Below are 20,878 nucleotides of genomic sequence, written 5' to 3'. Positions count from 1 at the left end.
AGCCGTGCACGCAAAAACACACCTTCCCGTCTTGCGGGGTTCGATAACGTAAACGCTCGATATGTCACGGAAACCGCGTGCAAAAGAGGTGTTGCTTTCGTGGTGTTTTTGGGCACACAAATGCCACGCTGTGGATCAGTGTCGTTGGTGTACCACAAAAATAGGTGCAAATCAATAATTTGCTTCAACCGTGGCCGCAACATCACATGGCGGCCCGAGAACCGCCTAAAAATTAGCCGCAAAAATACTGTCGTCTGCTTCTAAACCGAGCCTTACGACAAAAGAAGCAAAAAAATTTCACTTACCGGGTGAAGAAACACGATAGCCTCTTAAACTCTTCGTAATTCCACGCCAATATCCGATTCGACTGAAAAGGCAAAATCCGCAAATTGGCGATGCTTTTTTATATTAAAGTGTGATTTTTGGAGGAATCCACGTCAAATGGGCTACAGAAACAATCCAAAACGCGAAAAACAGATCGAAAAAGCGCGCCAGCAGGCAATTGCCGAAAATGTCCAATTTCTTGATCCGGGTATTCTTTATGGAAGGGCAAGTACCGACGATATAGAATATTATTCCGCAGAGATGCTGGCTGCGAGCGCCGCTCACAGTTTCGAGGCGCTTTCACACTGGACCGGAGACGCTCCTCATATCAGCATTTCCCAGGTGGAGGGCGTTTCACCGCGGGATATTCCGGTAACGGTCCTGACCATTATCGGCCGCAATATGCCTTTCCTGTACGATTCTGTCATGGGCGAGGTCACCAGCACCTATCGCGGTCTTTACCTCGCGGTGCACCCGATCCTGGTGCCCGACGAAAGCGCGCAGGCGGGCTATCGTCTTGCGGAACCCGAGGATGATCCCGCTGAAAACGTCAGCCTCATCCAGCTGCATATCGCCCCACTCACACCGCAGGCCGCAGCGGCGCTGGAAGAACGGCTGCGTTTCGTGCTGACGCAAGTCCAGTTTGCCTATCGCGACTGGCGGCCGATGCTGGCGAAACTCGATGAGGCGCTGGATGAATTGTCCAAGCGCGGTTCGTCACGGCGCAAGACCGAGCGTGCGGAAGCCGTCGAGTTCCTCAACTGGCTTCGCAACGACAATTTCACCTTTCTCGGCATGCGTGACTACACTTATTCCGGCAAGGGAAAGAACGCGAAGATCGAGCGCGGTGACGGCATCGGTCTCGGCAGCCTCAGCGATCCGGATGTACGCGTGCTGCGCCTCGGCAAGAACGCCGTGACGACGACGCCAGAAATCCTCGCCTTCCTCGACGGCCCGGATTTCCTCATCGTCACCAAGGCCAACGTGAAGTCCATCGTGCATCGTCGCGCCTATATGGACTATATCGGCATCAAGCGCTTCGACGAGGACGGCAATGTCATCGGCGAACTGCGCATCGTCGGCCTCTTCACCGCCACCGCCTATACGCGCTCGGTCAAGCAGATACCGCTGCTGCGCGCCAAGGTCGCGGAAGTCGAGCGGCATTTCGGCTTCGACCCGAACAGCCACTCCGGCCGCATCCTGCAGAATACGCTCGAGGCCTATCCGCGTGACGATCTCTTCCAGATCGAGACCGATCTTCTGATCCGCTTCGTCGAGCAGATCATGGAACTGAGCGACCGGCCGCGCGTGCGCGTGCTTGCGCGTATCGACCGTTTCGACCGTTTCGTTTCCGCCATCATCTTCGTTCCGCGCGAGGAGTATAATTCCTATGTACGCGAGAAGATCGGGGACTATCTGAGCAGGGTCTATGACGGGCATATTTCCGCCTATTACCCCGCCTTCCCTGAAGGCGCCGTCGCCCGCGTCCACTTCATCGTCGGCCGCACGGAAGGCAAGACGCCGCGCATCGCCCAGGACAAGCTCGAAGACGCCGTCAGCGACATTGCAGCGCGCTGGATAGACCATTTCGTCGCCCTCTCCGAGCCGGGCGCACCGGTGCTGGAGGTCGATCAGGCCTATCAGGAAGCCTACACGCCGGAAGAAGCGATCGGTGACATGCCGGATATTCTGGGCGCCGCAAAGGGCGAACCGGTCCGCATCGAATTTTACCAGCAAGAAGGTCAATCGGCGGAAACGCTGTCGCTGAAGATTTTCCACCGCGACGGCCATCTGCCGCTTTCGCGCCGCGTGCCTTTGCTCGAAAATCTCGGTTTCAACGTCATCAGTGAGCGCACCTTCGATATCGGCGTTGTTTCGGACGGCAACAAGCGTGACATCGTGCTGCACGACATGGAACTGTCCGTCGCCAAGGGGACGACGCTCGATCTGGCGCATTATGGAGAGAAACTCGAAGAAGCGTTCCTAGCCGCCTTCTCCGGCAAGGTCGACAATGACAACTTCAACCGCCTGATCCTCGCCTGCGGCCTGACCGTGCGCGAAGTCTCCGTGCTGCGCGCCTATGCGCGTTATCTCCGCCAGACCGGCATCGTCTATTCACAGGAGCATATTTCCGAAACGCTCTATAAGTATCCGGCGATTTCCCGCAATATTTTCGCGCTGTTCAAGGCCGGCTTCGATCCGTCCGTCGACGAAAAGAAACGGCTGAAGAAACTCGCCGAAATACACAAGGCAATCGAAGCGGCGTTGAGCGGCGTTCCCAATCTCGATGAGGACCGCACGCTCAGGCGTTACGTCAACGCCATCGATGCGACGCTGCGCACCAATTACTTCCAGAAAAATGCCGATGGCACGCCGCGTGACCTGTTGGCATTCAAGTTCGATCCCAAGCATCTGGACGGCCTGCCCGACCCACGGCCTTTCCGCGAAATCTTCGTCTACGGAACAGAAGTCGAAGGCGTGCATCTGCGTTTCGGCAAGGTCGCGCGCGGCGGTCTGCGCTGGTCGGATCGCGGTCAGGATTACCGCACGGAAGTGCTCGGTCTCGTCAAGGCGCAACAGGTCAAGAATGCGGTGATCGTTCCGGTCGGCGCCAAGGGCGGCTTCTTCCCGAAGAACCTGCCGGCCGGCGGCTCCCGCGACGAAGTCTTCAATGCCGGCCGCGAGGCCTACAAGACCTATATCCGCACCCTGCTGTCCATCACCGACAATATCGTCGACGATGCTATCGTGCCGCCAGCCGACACGCTGCGCCTCGACGGTGACGACCCCTATTTCGTCGTCGCCGCCGACAAGGGAACGGCGACCTTCTCCGATACGGCGAACGGTCTTGCCCATGAGGCCGGTTTCTGGCTGGACGACGCCTTCGCATCGGGCGGTTCGGCCGGTTACGACCACAAGAAGATGGGTATTACCGCCCGGGGCGCCTGGGAAACGGTAAAGCGCCATTTCCGCGAAATGGATACCGACATCCAGACCACGCCCTTCACCGTGGCCGGCGTTGGCGACATGTCCGGCGACGTTTTCGGCAACGGCATGCTGCTGTCGGAAAAGATCAGGCTGATCGCGGCCTTCGATCACCGCGATATCTTCATCGATCCCGACCCGGATACCGACAGATCCTTTACTGAGCGCAAGCGGCTTTTCGAACTGCCGCGTTCCAGCTGGCAGGATTATGACCGTTCGGCCCTCTCGGTCGGCGCGATGATCATCTCGCGAGCCGAAAAATCGGTGACACTGACGCCGGAAGCCGTGGCCGCCATCGGCCTCGACAAATCAGTCGCCACACCCTTCGAGATCATGACCGCCATCCTGAAAGCGCCAACCGATCTTCTGTGGTTCGGCGGCATCGGCACCTACATCAAGGCGGCCGTGGAAACCAATGCCGAGGTGGGTGACAGGGCGAACGACCCCATCCGCGTCAACGCAACTGAGCTGCGCGCCAAGGTCATAGGAGAAGGCGCCAATCTCGGCATCACCCAGAAGGGGCGCATCGCCTATGCGCTTTCGGGCGGGCGATGCAATTCCGACGCGATCGACAATTCGGCCGGCGTGAACTCCTCAGACGTCGAGGTCAACATCAAGATCGCGCTTGCCTCCGCCGTTAACAGCGGTCGCCTGACGATGCCGAAACGCAACCAGCTTCTCGCCTCCATGACGCCGGAGGTGGCGCAGCTGGTGCTGCGCAACAACTACCTGCAATCGCTGGCGATTTCACTGACGGAGCGGCTGGGGCTCGCCAACCGCGAAGAACTCGGCCGCCTGATGAGCGCGCTGGAGGCGACCGGACAACTGAACCGCAAGGTCGAGACCCTGCCGGACAATGCCGAATTCAGCGAAAGATACGCCACCGGCAAACCGCTGACCCGGCCGGAAATTGGCGTGCTCCTCTCCTATGCCAAGCTCACTTTGTTCGATGCATTGGTGGCAAGCCCGCTTCCGGACGAACCCTATCTCCAGCATCTGCTGGTCGATTATTTCCCGGCCAAGATGCAGAAGAATTATGCGGACGACATCAAGGCGCATCGTCTGCATCGCGAAATCGTCGCGACCGCGCTCGCCAATGCCGTCGTCAATCGCGGCGGCCCGGGCTTTGTGCAGAAACTTGCCGATGCGAGCGGCCTTCTGGCGGCCGACGTCGTCAAGGCGGCGGTGATCGTCGAGGATGGTTTCGGTCTCAAACGCCTGTGGAGCGAAGTGGACGCGCTGGACGGCAAGGTCGGAGGGGAAGTCCAGAACGGGCTTTATGCCATGATCACGCGCATTTTCTCCGACGCGAGCAGGCTTTACCTGCAAACCGGGAGCGCAGGTGCGGCCGCGGGTGACATGGCGACCGAAATCGAGCGACTGAAAACCGCAATCAAGACGCTGTCGCCGGCAGCGGCGAAGTATCGCCGCGAACTTGGCGTGACGGAAATCGATGGCGTTCCTTCCGGTCTTCTGGAGGAACTCGATACGCTTTCCCTGCTCGTCTATGTGCCAGAGATCATGCGCATCGCCGAAAGCGCTGGCACAACGCTCGCCCGCGCTGCCGAAAGCTATGCCACCGTCTCCTCGACCTTCCGTGTCGCGCGCCTCTTGGATGCAAGTCAGCGCATCACCCCGGCGGATCATTATGAGAGCCTGGCTCTCCTGCGCAGCCAGGACCAGATTTCCTCGTCGCGACGCCGGATTGTTATCTCCGCACTAACAGAATATGCCAAGGAGAAGGATCCGGTCCAGGCCTGGTATGCGGCGGACCGCGTGCGGGTCAACCGCATCGTCTCCGAACTCGGCGCACTCAGCGACAGCGGTGATACCAACCTTGCCCGTCTGACGGTCGCGGCCGGGCTGCTTGGCGATATCGTTCAGGCACGCTGATCGGCAGCCTCAAAAAACGCCATCCGGGTCCTCCCGGATGGCGCCAGACAAGACGGATGCACCCGCATCGCGCATTTTATTTCCCGATTTTCCGATAGGACGATGAATGACTGTCCCTTCCCCAAATGCGGAAACAGTGGTTGCCAAACGCGGCATCTGGGGCTGGGTGATGTTCGACTGGGCGGCGCAGCCGTTTTTCACGGTCGTCACAACCTTCGTTTTCGGGCCTTATTTCGTCGCACGGCTTACCGATGATCCGATTTCGGCGCAGGCGACATGGAGCAACATGGCGACGGTGTCGTCGATCATCATCGCCCTCTTCTCCCCCATTCTCGGCTCCATCGCCGACCAGTCCGGCGCACGCAAGCCCTGGATCGCCTTTTTTGCCGTCATCAAGATTGTCAGTCTCTTTTTCCTCTGGTTTGCCGCGCCCGGTTCGCCGCTCATCCTTCCAATCGTCTGTATGATCCTCGCTTCCATCGCAGCGGAATTTTCCATCGTCTTCAACGATTCCATGATGCCGCGCCTGACCAACCCGCAAAATGTCGGGCGCATTTCCAATCTCGCCTGGGGACTTGGTTATCTCGGCGGTATGGTGGTGCTGATTGCCGTGGTGACGCTTCTCGCCGCCAATCCACAGACCGGCGTGACCATCGCCGGTATCAAGCCCCTTTTCGGCCTCGATCCTGCAACCGGCGAGGACGCCAGAATAACCGGCCCGCTCGCCGCACTCTGGTATCTCATTTTCATTCTACCGATGTTTCTTCTCACTCCCGATGCTGAAAAAGGTCTGCCCTTTGCCGCCGCAATCCGCTCGGGATTGGGGGAACTGAAGATCACGCTGCGCGAACTGCGATACCGCCCGATGCTGTTGCGGTTTTTGATTGCGCGCATGCTCTATCAGGATGGCGTCAATGGCGTTCTTATTCTGGGCGGGGCCTTCGCCGCCGGCATGTTCGGCTGGGCGACGATGGAAATCGGCCTCTTCGGCATCCTGCTCAATGTCGTCGCCATCGCCGGCTGCTTTGCCGCCGGACGTGTCGACCAGAAACTCGGGTCGCGCATCACCATCCTCATCAGCCTCGTGCTCCTGTTGCTGGCCACGCTCGGAATCGTCTCGACGGAAAAGGGCTCGACGCTGTTTGGCTGGATACAATTATCCACAGCGGACAATGGCGGCATCTTCGCGACAGGCGCGGAAAAGGCCTATCTGCTCTATGGCGTTTTGATCGGCCTCGCCTTCGGCCCCGTCCAGGCATCGTCCCGCTCTTATCTCGCCCGAAATATCATCGTGGCAGAAGCGGGCCGTTATTTCGGCATCTACGCGCTTTCCGGACGCGCCACCAGTTTCATGGCGACACTGTCATTTTCCATAGCAACCTACATAAGCGGCTCCGCCCATATCGGCATGGCCACGCTCATCGTATTTCTGGGGGCAGGTTTCCTGCTCCTGTTGCGCGTACCGGAAAGAACGGCAGGCTAAGAGCCAGAAGCAAAAGCCGATACGGTTTGCTCAAACCGGTCATCGGCCCGACAGGATCAAAGCTGATCGAGCTTTTGCTGCAATGCGCGCAACTGCGCCTTCAACTCATCGATTTCGGATGCATTCGGCTTGCGGGTTTCCTTGGGCGCCTGCGGCATTGCGAAAGGTGTGAAACCCTGCATCGCCTGCCGGAACAGTTCCGTATTGCGGCGGATCTGCTCTTCCATCATTTGCAGCGGCGCCTGAAAATTGCGGGCAAGCGAACCATCGCCGAAAGCCTTGGCCATATGCTCCTGCATCTGGCTCTGCTGATCGGAGAAGGTCTTCATAGAATGTTCGAGAAATGTCGGCACGACCATCTGCATCTGGTCGCCGTAATAAGAGATCAATTGCCGCAGAAACGCCGTCGGCAGCAAGGTATTGCCGGTTTTGGCTTCCTGTTCGACGATGATCTGCGTCAGCACCGCATGCGTGATGTCTTCGGACGACTTGGCATCCTGAACCTTGAAGTCCTCGCCGCGCTTGACCATCTGCGCCAGATCATCGAGCGTCACATAGGTGCTGGTGCCGGTATTGTAGAGCCGCCGGTTGGCGTATTTTTTAATGATTGTTTCGCCGTCGTGTTTCGCCATGCCCGCCTCCTCGCGATGATGGTATTTTCTTGTTTTTTGGTGTTATTGCTCTTCCCAGCGCAAAGTGTATGCGCAAAACGAGCCCTCTGACAAATGTTTTGTGCATCGCAACAGTTTGTTTTTTGCGCAGCAATTTTCCGCAAGATTTCGGCGTGATTTAGCAACATCTTTTAAAGCAACTTTCGCCATTTGACTTGTATTGAAAGCTTTGCCAGTCTCCGCCCGCAAGTGAGGAGAAAACTGATGACCCTGCCTTCAATCGTGATTGCCAGCGCCGCGCGCACAGCCGTCGGCTCCTTCAATGGCCACTTCGCCAATACGCCAGCCCATGAGCTCGGGGCGTCCGTCATCAGCGCCGTGCTGGAGCGCGCCGGTGTCGCGGCAAACGAAATCGATGAAGTCATTCTCGGTCAGGTCCTGACGGCGGGCGAGGGGCAGAACCCGGCGCGGCAGGCTGCCATGAAGGCCGGCATACCACAGGAAGCGACCGCCTTCGGCCTCAATCAGCTTTGCGGCTCCGGTCTGCGCGCCGTGGCCCTCGGCATGCAGCAGATCGTCACCGGCGACGCGAACATCGTCATTGCCGGCGGCCAGGAATCCATGTCCATGGCGCCCCATTGCGCGCACTTGCGCGGCGGCGTGAAGATGGGCGATTTCAAGATGATCGACACCATGCTGAAAGATGGCCTCACCGACGCCTTTTACGGTTATCACATGGGCATCACCGCCGAAAACATCGCCCGCCAATGGCAGCTTTCCCGTGATGAGCAGGACCAGTTCGCAGTCGCATCGCAAAACAAGGCCGAAGCCGCGCAAAGCGCCGGCCGTTTTGCAGAGGAGATCGTGGCTTTCACGGTGAAGGGCCGTAAAGCCGATATCGTCATCGATACGGATGAGCATATCCGCGCTGGAGCTTCGCTGGAAACCATGGCCAAGCTGCGCCCCGCCTTCGACAAGGAAGGTACGGTCACGGCCGGCAACGCCTCCGGTCTGAACGATGGCGCAGCCGCTACACTTCTGATGTCGGAACAGGAAGCGGCAAAGCGTGGCATCAAGCCGCTGGCGCGTATTGCCTCCTGGGCGACGGCCGGTGTCGATCCGCAGATCATGGGCACCGGCCCCATCCCTGCGTCGCGCAAAGCGCTGGCCAAGGCCGGTTGGTCGATCAACGATATCGGCCTTGTCGAAGCCAACGAGGCCTTTGCCGCCCAATCCTGCGCGGTCGTGCGCGAACTGGGCCTTAACCCTGACATCGTCAACGTCAATGGCGGAGCGATTGCCATCGGCCATCCGATCGGCGCTTCGGGCGCGCGCGTCCTGAACACCCTGATTTTCGAAATGCGCCGCCGCAACGTGTCGAAGGGTCTCGCAACGCTCTGCATCGGCGGCGGCATGGGTGTCGCCATGTGCATCGAGGCACTCTGAAAACCCTTGCACGGCCTGCCAAAAAGCAATTCCGGTTCAGCGCGCAATAGGGTAGAAGCGGCCTCCCATTGGCCGCATTTCTGTGGCCGGTGAGCACGACGAACAAGTTCTGCAAGATATGGAAGCATCCTCGCATATGCAGGCGCTTCAGTGACAGGTCATGGAGGCCGATATGAGCCGGGTTGCGTTGATTTCCGGCGGGACGAGCGGCATAGGCGCCGCAATTGCCCGTGCCCTGCAGGCGGCCGGCTACCGGGTGGCCGTCAATTACGCCTTCACGACGGACAGGGCGGAAGCATTCCAGAAAGAAACCGGCATCCCCGCTTTTCAATGGGACGTGCGCGACTATGACGCCTGCGTCAATGGCATAGCCAGGGTAGAAGAGACCTTCGGTCCCGTCGAGGTGCTCGTCAACAATGCCGGCATCACCCGCGATGCGATGTTCCATAAAATGTCGCCGCAGCAGTGGCGAGAGGTGATCGACACCAACCTCACCGGCGTCTTCAACATGACGCACCCCGTCTGGCCGGGCATGCGCGACCGCGGCTTCGGCCGCATCGTCAACATCTCCTCCATCAATGGCCAGAAAGGTCAGGCGGGACAGGCCAATTATTCCGCCTCCAAAGCGGGCGACATCGGCTTCACCAAGGCGCTCGCCCAGGAAGGCGCCAGCCGAAACATCACCGTCAACGCCATCTGCCCCGGCTATATCGGCACGGAGATGGTAAGAGCGATACCGGAAAAGGTTCTGGCTGAGCGGATCGTGCCGCAAATTCCCGTTGGACGGTTGGGCGAACCGGAAGAAATCTCGCGCTGCGTTCTGTTTCTGGTGTCGGACGAAGCGGGCTTCATCACCGGCTCCACCATGACCGCCAATGGCGGGCAATATTTCGCCTGAGATCAGCTGCCCTTCCCTCTAATGGCAGTTCAGTCAGTAAACTTTTCGTGATAATAATGCTGCTCGATCTGCCACGCACAAAAACTTGACCAGGAAATACTGGAAAGTATAAATCGCTAAACTAATGAAAATACGATAGTTTTCGTTTAGTTTAGAATGAGTCTAGAAGTGTAGCATCGATTCAAAAATAGGTTTTTCTTGACAGTAGGTGTCCTGTTTTGGTTTAAGAACGAAAACAACGTGTTGCGTCATACAGGCAGTCCATCATGCTGGTTTGCAGCTGCAATTACATTACCGATCACGATATCCGGGACGTCATCAACGAGCTCCTCGATGAGGACTGTTGGCAATTGATCGTTCCTGCAAAAGTGTATCACGCCATGGAAAAACGCGGTCGCTGCTGCGGCTGTTTTCCAACCGTTGTTGACCTGATCATCAAGACCACTGAAGAATATCACGCCCGTCGCCACTCGACTGAGGCCGATGTTTTTGATTTTATGTCCCGCCTGAAGAGATTCCATGAAGACAACAGGAGAGCGGACATTGAAAGGCGACAAAAAAGTCATCGAGCGGCTTAACGAGGCCCTTTTCCTCGAACTCGGTGCGGTGAACCAATATTGGCTGCACTACCGGCTGCTGAACGACTGGGGCTACACCAAGCTCGCAAAGAAGGAGCGTGCCGAATCCATCGAAGAGATGCAGCACGCTGACAAGATCATTGATCGTATCATCTTCCTCGAAGGTCATCCCAACCTTCAGACGCTGGCGCCGCTGCGGATTGGCCAGAACGTGAAGGAAGTGCTTGAAGCCGATCTGGCTGGCGAATACGACGCCCGGACCTCCTACAAGAAATCGCGTGACATCTGTTCCGAGGCCGGAGACTATGTCTCCATGAAGCTGTTTGAGGCCCTGCTGATCGACGAGGAAGGCCATATCGACTTTCTCGAAACCCAGCTCGAACTGCTCGGCAAGATCGGCGAGGAAAAATACGGCCAGCTCAACGCCGATTCCGCCAACGAAGCAGAATAAGCACTGGCGACAAAACAGAAAAGGCGGCCAAGGCCGCCTTTTTTATTTGCCCGAAAGGTGCTGGAACTCCGCCACAACCTGTTCGTATACCGCACGCTTGAACGGTACGATGAGTTCCGGCAGGCTTTCCATCGGCTTCCAGGCCCATGCGTCGAATTCAGCCGTATGTCCGGTCGGCGGCGGATCGATCTGGATCTCGCTTTCGTCGCCTTCGAAACGGAACGCAAACCAGCGCTGCGCTTGCCCGCGATATTTGCCCTTGAGACCGATACCGATCAGTTCGGGTGGCAGGTCATAGTGAATCCAGTCGCTCGCCTCCGCAAGCAGGCTCACCGTTTTCATGCCTGTTTCTTCGTAGAGTTCGCGAATCGCGGCCGTCAAAGGCCGCTCACCATCATCGATGCCGCCCTGCGGCATTTGCCACAGATGCGGTGAGCCGTCATATTCAGAATTGCCTTCCTTGATGCGCCTGCCGGCCCAGACAAGGCCCTCGGCGTTCAGAACCATAATTCCCGCACAGGGACGGTAAGGCAAATCTTCTGCTTTGATTGTCATGGGAAACCCGCACTGTCTGAGCGCCAGAAATGGCCGCACGCAAGGTTTACTGCCCTGCCTGCCCGGAAACAAGCGCAGAAACACCGACAATCTCGATGCCGCGCCCGCCAGCCTCACGTGACCATTTCGAGATCGCCGCAACGCTTTCATCAAAAGCCGAAGCTACGCCGATCGCCTGGCCGTTACGCCGTGCAATTCGCTCCAGTTCATCCAGCTTGCGTAGAATGGCAGCTTCGGTGACTTCGCCATCAAGCAGAATATCGGCAAAACCCTGTGGGGCGGAAATCGCCTTGGCAATACCGCCACTCAGCGATTGCGCTGAAGAGCCATCATCCAGAAACAGCAGGCCACGCTTGCCGATGTCGCGCATGACAGGCTCCAGCGCCGCCTGCTCGGCAAGGAAACGCCCGCCGAGATAATTCATGACGCCGGTGTAATTCGTGATCTTCGCCATGGAGCGATGCAGCCGGTCGATGTTGACCTTGGCGGGATCACCCGCCAGCAGCGTGTCAGGGCCGGGATTGGTGCCTGGATAACCGAAAGGCTCAAGCGGTATCTGCAGAAGGATTTCATGCCCCTGTCGGCGCGCTTCCTGCATCCAGCGCTGCAAGCTGTTGCCGCTGGCGGCAAAGCCGAGCGTCACCTCCGGCGGCAGCTCGCGGATCGCTTTTTGCGACCCCGTCTGGCTGAGACCGAGCCCGCCGACCACAATCGCCACCCGGGTGCCGCGTGCGCCAGACCAAGGCCGTGCATATTGCTCCATCGGCCGCAAACCGTCCGCGCCGATGACCGGTAATTTTCCGAATGCGGTTTCTTCCAGCAGTTCCTCATTGGGTCGCATCGCCATGCGCGGATCCTGGCCATAGGTTTGGCCGCTCATCAGCACCGGCCCTTCCCCCTCACGCGAGCGGGGAGAGTAAACCGATACGACATTGCCATCAGGCATCGTCTCGCGACTGATCTTGGCGCCCGAGCGACCGCCTTGCGGCTGGAGACCGGCGGCATCGCCGGGAGCCGTTACATCGGCCGGTGCGATTTCAGTTTTTTTTTCGGCAAGCTGACGCTGTGCCTCCGGGCCACTCGCCGTCTTCTGCAAATTGCCGGGCGAAAGCGCCGTATAGACGGACAAGCCGCCGACTGAGGAAACCGCAAGCACCGACAAAGCCACAATGACGGAAAAGCGCCGGTTGATACCGGCGCTTTTTTTCTGACGGCCCAGAAGCGGTTTTCGCAGGTCCGAAGGCAATGAACGATCCGTCCAAACGGTTGGGCAAGACAACGCGCCGGCTGACCGGCGAACTATCTTACTGCTTGTTGACCACAGCCTTTTCCGGATTCGGCGGGAAAGACGGATCCGTCTTCGTGCCGCGCAACAGGTCCAGAGCATAGTTGAGCTGGATGTCGTCCTTGGCTTCCGGCGGAACATAAGCGGAGGAACCCGAACCTTCATCGGTTTCGCTCTGCCCCTTGATGTGGCCTGAAAGACCGGATTCACCTTCGGTGGTCACCTTGCCCTGCAGCTCAGGCGGCAATGGCTGCTCCACCTTGATGTCAGGCTCAATGCCCGTACCCTGGATCGATTTACCCGACGGCGTGTAATAAAGCGCCGTGGTCAGGCGCAGCGCACCTGCCTCGCCGAGCGGAATGATCGTCTGAACCGAGCCCTTACCGAAGGAGCGCGTACCGACCACGGTTGCGCGACGCAAATCCTGCAGCGCACCCGCGACGATTTCCGAAGCCGAAGCCGAACCGCCGTTGACGAGCACGATCACCGGCTTGCCATCGGTCAGATCGCCTGCTGTCGCATTGAAGCGACGCGTCTCATCGGGATTACGGCCACGGGTCGAAACGACTTCGCCGCGCTCGAGGAACGCATCGGAAACATTGATCGCCTGATCGAGCAGACCACCCGGGTTGAGGCGCAGGTCGAGAACATAGCCCTTCAGCTTGTCGGCCGGCACTTCAGCCTTGATCTTCTTGATCGCCTTTTCGAGGTCGTCATAGGTCTTCTCGGTAAAGGAGATGACGCGCAGATAACCGACATTGTCGCCCTCTACACGGGACTTGACGGCCCGAACGGCAATGACATCGCGCATGACGGTGAATTCGAGCGGCTTGTCGGCGCCTTGACGGATGATCGTCAGCTTGATTGGCGTCTTGACCGCGCCGCGCATCTTTTCGACCGCCTGTTCCAGCTTCAGGCCACGAACCGGCGTACCGTCGATTTCCGAAATGAAGTCGCCGGCCAGGATGCCTGCGCGGGAAGCCGGCGTATCGTCGATCGGCGTGATGACCTTGACGAGCTCGTTCTCCATGGTCACTTCGATGCCGAGGCCGCCGAATTCACCCTTGGTCTGGGTGCGCATGTCGTTGGCATCCTTGGCATTCATGAAGCTAGAATGCGGATCGAGCGAGCTCAACATGCCGTTGATTGCGTTTTCAACCAGCTTCTCGTCATCCGGCGGCGTCACATATTGTGCGCGGACGCGCTCGAACACGTCGCCGAAAATCGACAGTTCCTTATAGGTCGAAGGCCCGGCCGCCTGTGCCGGCATGCTCGCCGAATAAATCACGCTCATCGCCGTGGCGCCCATAAGCCCACCGATAAGGAGAAGCGAAACCTTACGAATCATTGTGCGCCCTTCCGGTCTTTTTTGCGGTCCACCACGGCTGAGAATCAACCGGCACACCATCTTTCCTGAACTCAATGTAGAGCGTTGGCCTGTCGGTTTCCAGCGCCAATGCTGCTGCACTTGCTACTCTTTTTGCACCCATGGAAGCGATGGGCTCTCCGGAGAACACGAACATTCCCTGCCGCGTCCTCACATTGTCCATGCCCGTCATCACCACATGATATCCATTGCCCGTATTGAGGATGATCATCCGGCCATAACTGCGAAAATCTCCGGCAAACACCACGAAGCCGTCTGCAGGCGCCGTCACGATCGCTTCCGGTCCGCTCGCGACAACAATTCCCTTGGAAAAGTGGCCCGTTCCATCCGCATCGCCGAAGCGCCGCAGCACATCGCCGGTAACCGGCAGCTCCAGCTTTCCCTTCAAACTCGCGAAGGGATATGCGGGCGCAATACGGTTTTTATCGGGCATTCCAGCCTCGGCCGCGGCCCGTTCCTTTTCGCGTTCCGCCTCCGAAAGACGGGCCAGGCGCTGCTCTTCCGCCCGCGCCTTTTCCATCGCCTCACGCACCGAGGTAATCTCGCCTTCAAGCGAACTGACCAGCCCCTCAAGACTCGTCGCCTTGCTTGCAAGCTCCTCAGATCGCTTGCGTTCCGCCTCCAGCTCCGCCGCCGTCTGGGTGTTCTTGCGATCGTTTTCGGCAATCAGCAGGTCGAGGCGTTTTTCCTCTTCCAGACTTGCCGTCATCATACCCGTAAGATCGTCCTTTTCGCGAGCGATTGCCTGCCGGACATCGGTCAATTCTTTGAGAGCGGCGACCAGCTTGTCGGTTTCACCGCGAATGCCGGGCACGACGGCGCCGAGAAGAATGGCGCTTCGCACGGACGCAAGCGCATCCTCCGGCGAGACGAGAAGGGCGGGCGGCGGGTTTCTGCCCATCCGCTGTAGCGCGGCCAGAACCTCCGCCAGCACGCCGCGTCTTTCCCGAAGCGACGCCTTGACGCCGTCCTCGCGCACCGAAAGCTTGGCCAGACGATCTTCGCCGTCGCTGATCTTGGCTTCCAGCGCCTTGCGCCGGGCGGCCGATGCGATCAACTCTTCCCGGATGCGTGCGCTGTCCTGATTGAGGGAAGCGATACTTTCCTCAAGCTTCCTTGTCTTGTTTTCCGAAAGACCGATGCTGTCGACCAGTTCCTCCAGATCCTGCCGGTTCTGGTCGCGGCGCTTCTCCAACGTCTGTAGCGCATCCGGCGACGTATCGTCGCCTGCGGCCGGAACCGCGCCCGCATCGTCTCGCGAATAGGTCGGACCGATCCCCATCACGAAAGCAGCAATAACCGCGCCCGCAAGGGCAGCGTGCCGTTTTCGTTGAGGCCTGTTGTCCATGTGAACTTTCTTTGATGCCGAAGCAGAAGCGCCAATATTAGGGATTTTGCCGCGATCTTCCAAGAGGCCCTGGAAAGGCCGCCGGCAAAGCCGTGAGCTATCAGCGGTGTCCGGGAGCTTCATGTTGAAATTGAGACATTTATCCGAATCGAAATCCGATCAAACGCGATGATAAGGATGACCGGAGAGAATCGTGACGGCGCGGTAAAGCTGTTCGGCAATCAGGATACGAACGATCTGATGCGGCCATGTCAGCTTGCCGAGATTGAGAACGACCGTCGCCTTGTCGTAAAGCGCAGGATCGAGCCCGTCTGCCCCGCCGATGGCGATAACGAGGTCACGCTTGCCGCTATCGCGCAAATCGCCAAAAAACGAAGCAAAGGCGGGACTGTCCAGCGCCTTTCCGCGCTCGTCCAGCAAGACGAGGGCGGCACCGTCGGCCAGATGTTTTTCCAGCATCGCGGCTTCTTCGCGCTTGCGGGTCTCCGCATTCGATGCCCGGCTTTCCGCAACCTCGATCACCCGCGAAAACTCCAGCCCGATCGCCGGGCCGGTCTTTGCCAGGCGCTCGATATAACGGGCAGCAAGATCCTTTTCGGGGCCGGATTTCAGCCGTCCCACCGCAAAAATTGAAATCCGCATCGCAAACCTGCATTCGTCGTGACCCAACAGGGTCACGCTCTTAACAGCATAGCCTGCGGATTCCTATGCGGCCGGTCTGATTTCCGGCCAGAGGCACCGTTTCCGAAGTCAGATATGATCTTCGGCAAAAGCGATGCACTCGCTCAAAGGCTCACCGCATCAATGCAGCGTCTCTTCCGGCATGTCCGGCGTCGCCCACATTTTTTCAATGTTGTAGAAGGCGCGGATTTCCGGGCGGAACACGTGAACGATGATGTCGCCGGTATCGATCAGCACCCAGTCTCCGGTCTCGAGACCTTCGACGCGGGCGTTTCCGAACCCTTCATCCTTCATGTCCTTGAGAAGATGCTCGCAAATCGCCGAAACATGCCTGTTCGACCGCCCGGAGACCACGACCATGTAGTCCGCAAGCGCCGATTTTCCGGCAATGTTGAGAGAGACGATATCTTCAGCCTTGGAGTCCTCGAGGCTCGCGAGGACGGTTTCGAGGGCATGGCCGGCGGCATCGGCGCCACTGTCCTGGCCCTTCGGGATAGCAACAAATGCTCTTCCCTTGGCGTGTACTGTTGTCAGAGGTTTTCCTTTCCAAGAATGACAAAACAGGTACTGGCGACGCGATTCTCTGCGTCACACAATAAAGGTGGCATCAAAGCATTAACTTTTCAAGATATGGAGCCATCCACACCCGGCACATACATCATTTGTGATCGAAGTCGTCATTTACGACCGCTACGCAACGCCGTGGAGCTGAGCGTCGAACGCGGCCCATGAATGAAAACCCAGGCAGGCGCCGCTTTTTTCCACAAAACGCCGGCATCGTCCTCATCCACCCGTGCATGGCTGAAGGCCTGCGCCATGGTGGAGGAGAGATAAGAGAGCGTGGAGCCTGGCCGATCAATCACGGCAATCGGGAATGTCTCGGCGATCCGTCGCCATTTCTGCCAGCGATGGAAGCTTTTCAGATTGTCCGCTCCCATGATCCAGACAAAACGGACATGCGGATTTTTCGCCTTCACCTTGGCGAGCGTATTGGCCGTATAGCTCATCCCCAGTGATTTTTCGAAGGCCGTGACCTTGATGCGCGGATCGTGGATCAGCTTTTCGCAAGCGGCGATGCGATCTTCCAGAGATGCCAGCTCCGAGCGGCTTTTCAGCGGGTTGCCCGGTGTGACGATCCACCAGAGTTGATCGAGACCGAGCCTGCGCAGCGCAATCTCGGCCACAAGCGCGTGACCCGCATGCGGCGGATTGAAAGAACCACCGAACAGGCCAACGACCATGCCGCGCTCCACATGCGGCATGGTGAGATAACGTCTGTCGAGGCGCTTATCGGCCGGCAAATATCACGTCCGTGTCTGGCCGGTGCCATGCACACGGTATTTGAACGATGTGAGCTGCTCGACGCCGACAGGACCGCGTGCATGCATCTTACCGGTGGCGATACCAATTTCCGCACCCATGCCGAATTCGCCGCCATCGGCAAACTGCGTGGAGGCATTATGCAGCAGAATGGCCGAATCGAGTTCGTTGAAGAACCGCGCGACCACCTCAGGGTCCTCAGCGATCACAGCCTCGGTGTGGTTGGACGAATAGGTGCCTATATGCTCGATCGCGCCCGAAATACCCTCCACCACGGCGACCGAAATGATCGCATCGAGATATTCGGTGCGCCAGTCCTCTTCCGTTGCCGGTGTAAGACCCGCCACCACATCGCGAACGGCCTGCGAACCGCGCACTTCGCAGCCAGCTTCGATCAGGGCTTTGACGAGCGGCGTAAGATGCGTGGAAATGGCAGCGGCGTCCACCAGCAATGTCTCTGCCGCGCCGCAAATGCCGGTGCGGCGCATCTTGGCATTGACGACGATACGTTTTGCCATGTCGAGATCGGCGGATTTGTCGATGTAGACATGACAAATACCTTCCAGATGGGCAAAGACCGGCACACGGGCTTCCGACTGTACCCGCGCCACGAGACTTTTGCCGCCGCGCGGCACGATAACGTCAACCGTGCCGTTCAATCCGCTCAAAAGCGCGCCGACAGCGGCGCGGTCAGTCACCGGCACCAGCTGAATGGCATGCTCGGGAAGACCGGCGATCTTCAGCCCTTCCACGAGGCAGGCATGGATAGCACGCGATGAATGTTGCGAATCCGAGCCGCCGCGCAGGATGACGGCATTGCCCGCCTTAAGGCACAATGCGCCGGCATCCGCCGTCACATTCGGACGGCTTTCGTAGATCACGCCGATGACGCCGAGCGGCGTGCGCACGCGCTCGATCTTCAGCCCATTGGGACGATCCCAGGCGGCGATGACTTCACCGACTGGATCGGGCAGCGCCGCAACCGAACGGATGCCTTCGGCAATACCGGCGATCCTTGCATCGTTGAGGGTCAACCTGTCCACGAAGGAAGCGGCAAGGCCTGCGCTTTCCGCCGCAGCCAAATCTTTCCTGTTGGCGGCAAGGATCGCATCTCTGGATGCCTCGATGGCGGAGGCCATGGCAAGCAGCGCGCGGTTCTTCTGGTCTGCGCCGGCAATGGACAACGGTCGCGAAGCAGCTTTCGCCTGAGCGCCGATGGTGATCATCAGCGCGTCAATATCATGGCTTTGCTTCACGGCCTGTTCAGGCATGGACCTCATCCTTCTCTGCATTTTTAACTTTGACGGCAGCGCCCGTCATGACCAGATCGTCACGATGAATCATGGCCGCTCGCCCGACATAACCGAGGATCGCCTCGATTTCGTTGGACTTGTGGCCGATGATGAGGCGCGCTTCCTCTGCATCGTAACCCGCAAGACCACGAGCGACTTCACGGCCCTCCGCACCGATAATGGCGATTGCATCACCACGGCCGAAATTGCCCTTCACCAGTCGCACACCCGCCGGAAGCAGGCTTTTGCCGGCATAGAGAGCCTTTTCCGCACCGGCATCCACATGGATTTCGCCGGCCGGCTGCAATTGCCCGGCAATCCAGGTCTTGCGCGCCGTCACCGGCGTGCCCGAAGGCGCAAACCATGAGGAGCGCGCGCCATTTTCAATGGCCTTCAGCGGATTGAGCGTCTTGCCCGAAGCGATGATCATGCCGCACCCGGCAGCTGTCGCGATCTTGCCCGCGTCGATCTTGGTGCGCATGCCGCCGCGTGAAAGCTCGGATGCCGCGCCACCCGCCATGGCTTCGATTTCGGGCGTGATATCGGCAATCGTCTCGAGAAATTCCGCATCGGGATCGAGATGCGGAGGTGCCGTATAGAGCCCGTCAATATCCGACAATAGCACCAGAAGATCGGCACCCGTCATGGTCGCCACACGCGCCGCCAGACGGTCATTGTCGCCATAGCGAATTTCGGTGGTCGCAACCGTGTCGTTTTCATTGATGATCGGGATGGCGCCAATCTTCAGCAACTGGTTGATGGTGGCACGCGCATTGAGATAACGGCGTCGCTCTTCGGTGTCGGAAAGCGTCAAGAGAATCTGACCGGCAACGATCTCATGCCACGACAGGCTTTCCGACCATGCCCGCGCCAGCGCAATCTGGCCGACAGCCGCCGCCGCCTGGCTTTCTTCCAGCTTCAATGCACCGGAGGGCAGGCCAAGCACGGTGCGGCCAAGCGCGATGGCGCCCGACGACACGACCTGCACATCTGCGCCATTTTTCTTCAGCGCGGCGATATCCTCGCAAATGGCGTCGAGCCAATCTTTTTTGAGACCGGTCTTCCGATCCACCAGAAGCGCCGACCCAATCTTGATGACGATCCGGTGATGGCTCGCCAGCGGCTTGCGCGTCAGGCTCATAGGCGGTCGTCCTCTTCCTCGGCCTCGCTGTCCTCATGCGGCATTGACCGGTCCGGCAGAGCGGTTTCGCCGCCATTGCTCGCCGAAACGATGATGTCGCGAAGGGCGCGCAGCGCTTCCGTCATCCCGATATGGGCGGCAGCGGAGAGAAGGAGCGGGGGACGGCCGCAGGCCTTCTCCAGTTCCTTGGCCTTCTTTTTCAGCTCTTTTTCATCCAGCACGTCGATCTGCGACAGCGCCACGATTTCCGGCTTGTCAGTCAGCCCGCCGCCATAGGCGTCCAGCTCAGCCTTGACCGTCTTATAGGCCTTGCCGACCTTTTCTTCCTGTGCAGAGACGAGGTGCAGAAGCACGCGGGTACGCTCCACATGGCCGAGGAAACGGTCACCGATGCCCACACCCTCATGCGCGCCTTCGATGAGGCCCGGAATATCGGCCAGCACGAATTCACGGCCATCGATGGTCGCGACGCCCAGGTTTGGGTGAAGAGTGGTGAAGGGATAGTTGGCGATCTTCGGCCGCGCACGGGTGACCGTCGCAAGGAACGTGGATTTACCCGCATTGGGCAGACCGACGAGACCGGCATCGGCGATCAGTTTCAGGCGAAGCCAAACTGTCTTTTCCTCGCCTGCGAGGCCGGGATTGGCATGGGTGGGAGCCTGATTGGTGGACGACTTGAAATAGGCATTGCCGAAACCGCCATTGCCGCCGGCGGCAAGACGAAAGCGTTGGCCTTCTTTCGTCAGATCGACGATCAGCGTCTCATTGTCTTCCTCGAAGATCTGCGTACCGACCGGCACCCTCAGCACCACATCTGCGCCCTTGGCACCGGTGCGGGTCTTACCCATGCCGTGCTGTCCGATAGAGGCCTTGAAATGCTGCTGAAAGCGGAAGTCGATCAGCGTGTTGAGGCCGTTGACCACCTCAACCCAGACATCGCCGCCGCGTCCGCCATCGCCGCCGTCAGGGCCGCCGAACTCGATGAATTTTTCGCGCCGGAAGGAAACGGCGCCCGCGCCGCCGTCACCGGACTTGATATAGACTTTTGCTTCATCGAGAAATTTCATCGGACTGCCGTTCTATCGGTTTGCGGACGCAACAATCTTGCCGTTGCGTCGAACAAAAATATCGTCGTTTCGAATACAAGCGCTTCTTCACGAGGTCAAAGACTATCGTGCGGGAAGCCCATGCGCGAGACAA

General features: G+C 58.8%; 17 protein-coding genes. 6 read left to right on the top strand and 11 right to left on the bottom strand.

All coding sequences use genetic code 11. From position 1 onward, the window contains the following. Nucleotides 1-441 precede the first annotated feature (441 nt). Complete coding sequence (locus PL599_RS16920; RefSeq protein WP_271359370.1) at nt 442-5,202, top strand: NAD-glutamate dehydrogenase; 4,761 nt, start codon at nt 442-444, stop codon at nt 5,200-5,202. Nucleotides 5,203-5,308: 106 nt separating this feature from the next. Further along, on the top strand, nt 5,309-6,685 hold the full coding sequence (locus PL599_RS16915) for an MFS transporter (RefSeq protein WP_269824795.1): 1,377 nt from the start codon (nt 5,309-5,311) through the stop codon (nt 6,683-6,685). Nucleotides 6,686-6,741: 56 nt separating this feature from the next. Here PL599_RS16915 and phaR read toward each other — a convergent pair whose 3' ends face one another. Beyond that, a complete protein-coding gene (gene phaR, locus PL599_RS16910) occupies nt 6,742-7,317 on the bottom strand; it encodes a polyhydroxyalkanoate synthesis repressor PhaR (protein WP_003520279.1) in 576 nt (191 codons plus the stop codon). 243 nt (nt 7,318-7,560) lie between these two features. On the opposite strand from phaR, the gene PL599_RS16905 reads away from it, so the two are divergent. The 4 genes from PL599_RS16905 to bfr all read left to right on the top strand — a co-directional run bounded on the left by PL599_RS16905 (nt 7,561) and on the right by bfr (nt 10,669). Further along, on the top strand, nt 7,561-8,742 hold the full coding sequence (locus PL599_RS16905; RefSeq protein WP_137412333.1) for an acetyl-CoA C-acetyltransferase: 1,182 nt from the start codon (nt 7,561-7,563) through the stop codon (nt 8,740-8,742). A gap of 172 nt (nt 8,743-8,914) precedes the next feature. After that, nucleotides 8,915-9,640 carry an acetoacetyl-CoA reductase gene (gene phbB / locus PL599_RS16900; RefSeq protein ID WP_271359366.1) on the top strand — a complete coding sequence of 242 codons (726 nt, stop codon included), beginning with the start codon at nt 8,915-8,917 and terminating at the stop codon, nt 9,638-9,640. 266 nt (nt 9,641-9,906) lie between these two features. Continuing rightward, the gene (locus PL599_RS16895; protein WP_077983626.1) at nt 9,907-10,218 is read left to right on the top strand and encodes a (2Fe-2S)-binding protein; all 312 of its coding nucleotides are present in this window, start codon (nt 9,907-9,909) and stop codon (nt 10,216-10,218) included. Next, on the top strand, nt 10,184-10,669 hold the full coding sequence (gene bfr / locus PL599_RS16890; RefSeq protein ID WP_131829419.1) for a bacterioferritin: 486 nt from the start codon (nt 10,184-10,186) through the stop codon (nt 10,667-10,669). The genes PL599_RS16895 and bfr overlap by 35 nt, the downstream gene beginning before the upstream one ends. Nucleotides 10,670-10,711: 42 nt before the next feature. Here bfr and PL599_RS16885 read toward each other — a convergent pair whose 3' ends face one another. From PL599_RS16885 to obgE, 10 genes are all read right to left on the bottom strand, one after another. Then, complete coding sequence (locus tag PL599_RS16885) at nt 10,712-11,224, bottom strand: RNA pyrophosphohydrolase (protein WP_142912916.1); 513 nt, start codon at nt 11,222-11,224, stop codon at nt 10,712-10,714. A gap of 46 nt (nt 11,225-11,270) precedes the next feature. Next, nucleotides 11,271-12,470 carry a divergent polysaccharide deacetylase family protein gene (locus tag PL599_RS16880; RefSeq protein ID WP_269824794.1) on the bottom strand — a complete coding sequence of 400 codons (1,200 nt, stop codon included), beginning with the start codon at nt 12,468-12,470 and terminating at the stop codon, nt 11,271-11,273. A gap of 58 nt (nt 12,471-12,528) precedes the next feature. After that, on the bottom strand, nt 12,529-13,857 hold the full coding sequence (locus tag PL599_RS16875) for a S41 family peptidase (protein WP_077983630.1): 1,329 nt from the start codon (nt 13,855-13,857) through the stop codon (nt 12,529-12,531). Beyond that, a complete protein-coding gene (locus tag PL599_RS16870; protein WP_269824793.1) occupies nt 13,847-15,244 on the bottom strand; it encodes a murein hydrolase activator EnvC family protein in 1,398 nt (465 codons plus the stop codon). Before PL599_RS16870 ends, PL599_RS16875 begins: the two co-directional genes overlap by 11 nt. A 159-nt stretch (nt 15,245-15,403) precedes the next feature. After that, nucleotides 15,404-15,886, bottom strand: coding sequence for a 23S rRNA (pseudouridine(1915)-N(3))-methyltransferase RlmH (rlmH, locus tag PL599_RS16865; protein WP_077983632.1), 483 nt, complete (start codon nt 15,884-15,886; stop codon nt 15,404-15,406). A 159-nt stretch (nt 15,887-16,045) separates the two neighbouring features. Then, nucleotides 16,046-16,489 (bottom strand): ribosome silencing factor, encoded by a 444-nt coding sequence (rsfS, locus tag PL599_RS16860; RefSeq protein WP_035236703.1) that lies wholly within the window; start codon nt 16,487-16,489, stop codon nt 16,046-16,048. A gap of 113 nt (nt 16,490-16,602) precedes the next feature. Beyond that, entirely contained in the window at nt 16,603-17,187 is a 585-nt protein-coding gene (locus PL599_RS16855) for a nicotinate-nucleotide adenylyltransferase (protein WP_416172503.1), read from the bottom strand. Nucleotides 17,188-17,229: 42 nt separating this feature from the next. Next, nucleotides 17,230-18,516 carry a glutamate-5-semialdehyde dehydrogenase gene (locus PL599_RS16850; protein WP_269824791.1) on the bottom strand — a complete coding sequence of 429 codons (1,287 nt, stop codon included), beginning with the start codon at nt 18,514-18,516 and terminating at the stop codon, nt 17,230-17,232. Next, nucleotides 18,509-19,678, bottom strand: a complete 1,170-nt coding sequence (gene proB / locus PL599_RS16845; RefSeq protein WP_269824790.1) for a glutamate 5-kinase — start codon at nt 19,676-19,678, stop codon at nt 18,509-18,511. The genes PL599_RS16850 and proB overlap by 8 nt, the downstream gene beginning before the upstream one ends. Further along, nucleotides 19,675-20,745: a GTPase ObgE gene (gene obgE / locus PL599_RS16840; RefSeq protein WP_077983635.1), complete on the bottom strand. Its 1,071-nt coding sequence runs from the start codon at nt 20,743-20,745 to the stop codon at nt 19,675-19,677. The genes proB and obgE overlap by 4 nt, the downstream gene beginning before the upstream one ends. Nucleotides 20,746-20,878: the final 133 nt, after the last annotated feature.

Origin of the sequence: Agrobacterium sp. ST15.16.055 (assembly GCF_027956555.1) — a bacterium.
Classification (GTDB): domain Bacteria; phylum Pseudomonadota; class Alphaproteobacteria; order Rhizobiales; family Rhizobiaceae; genus Agrobacterium; species Agrobacterium salinitolerans.
This window is presented reverse-complemented; position numbering and strand designations above follow the sequence as displayed.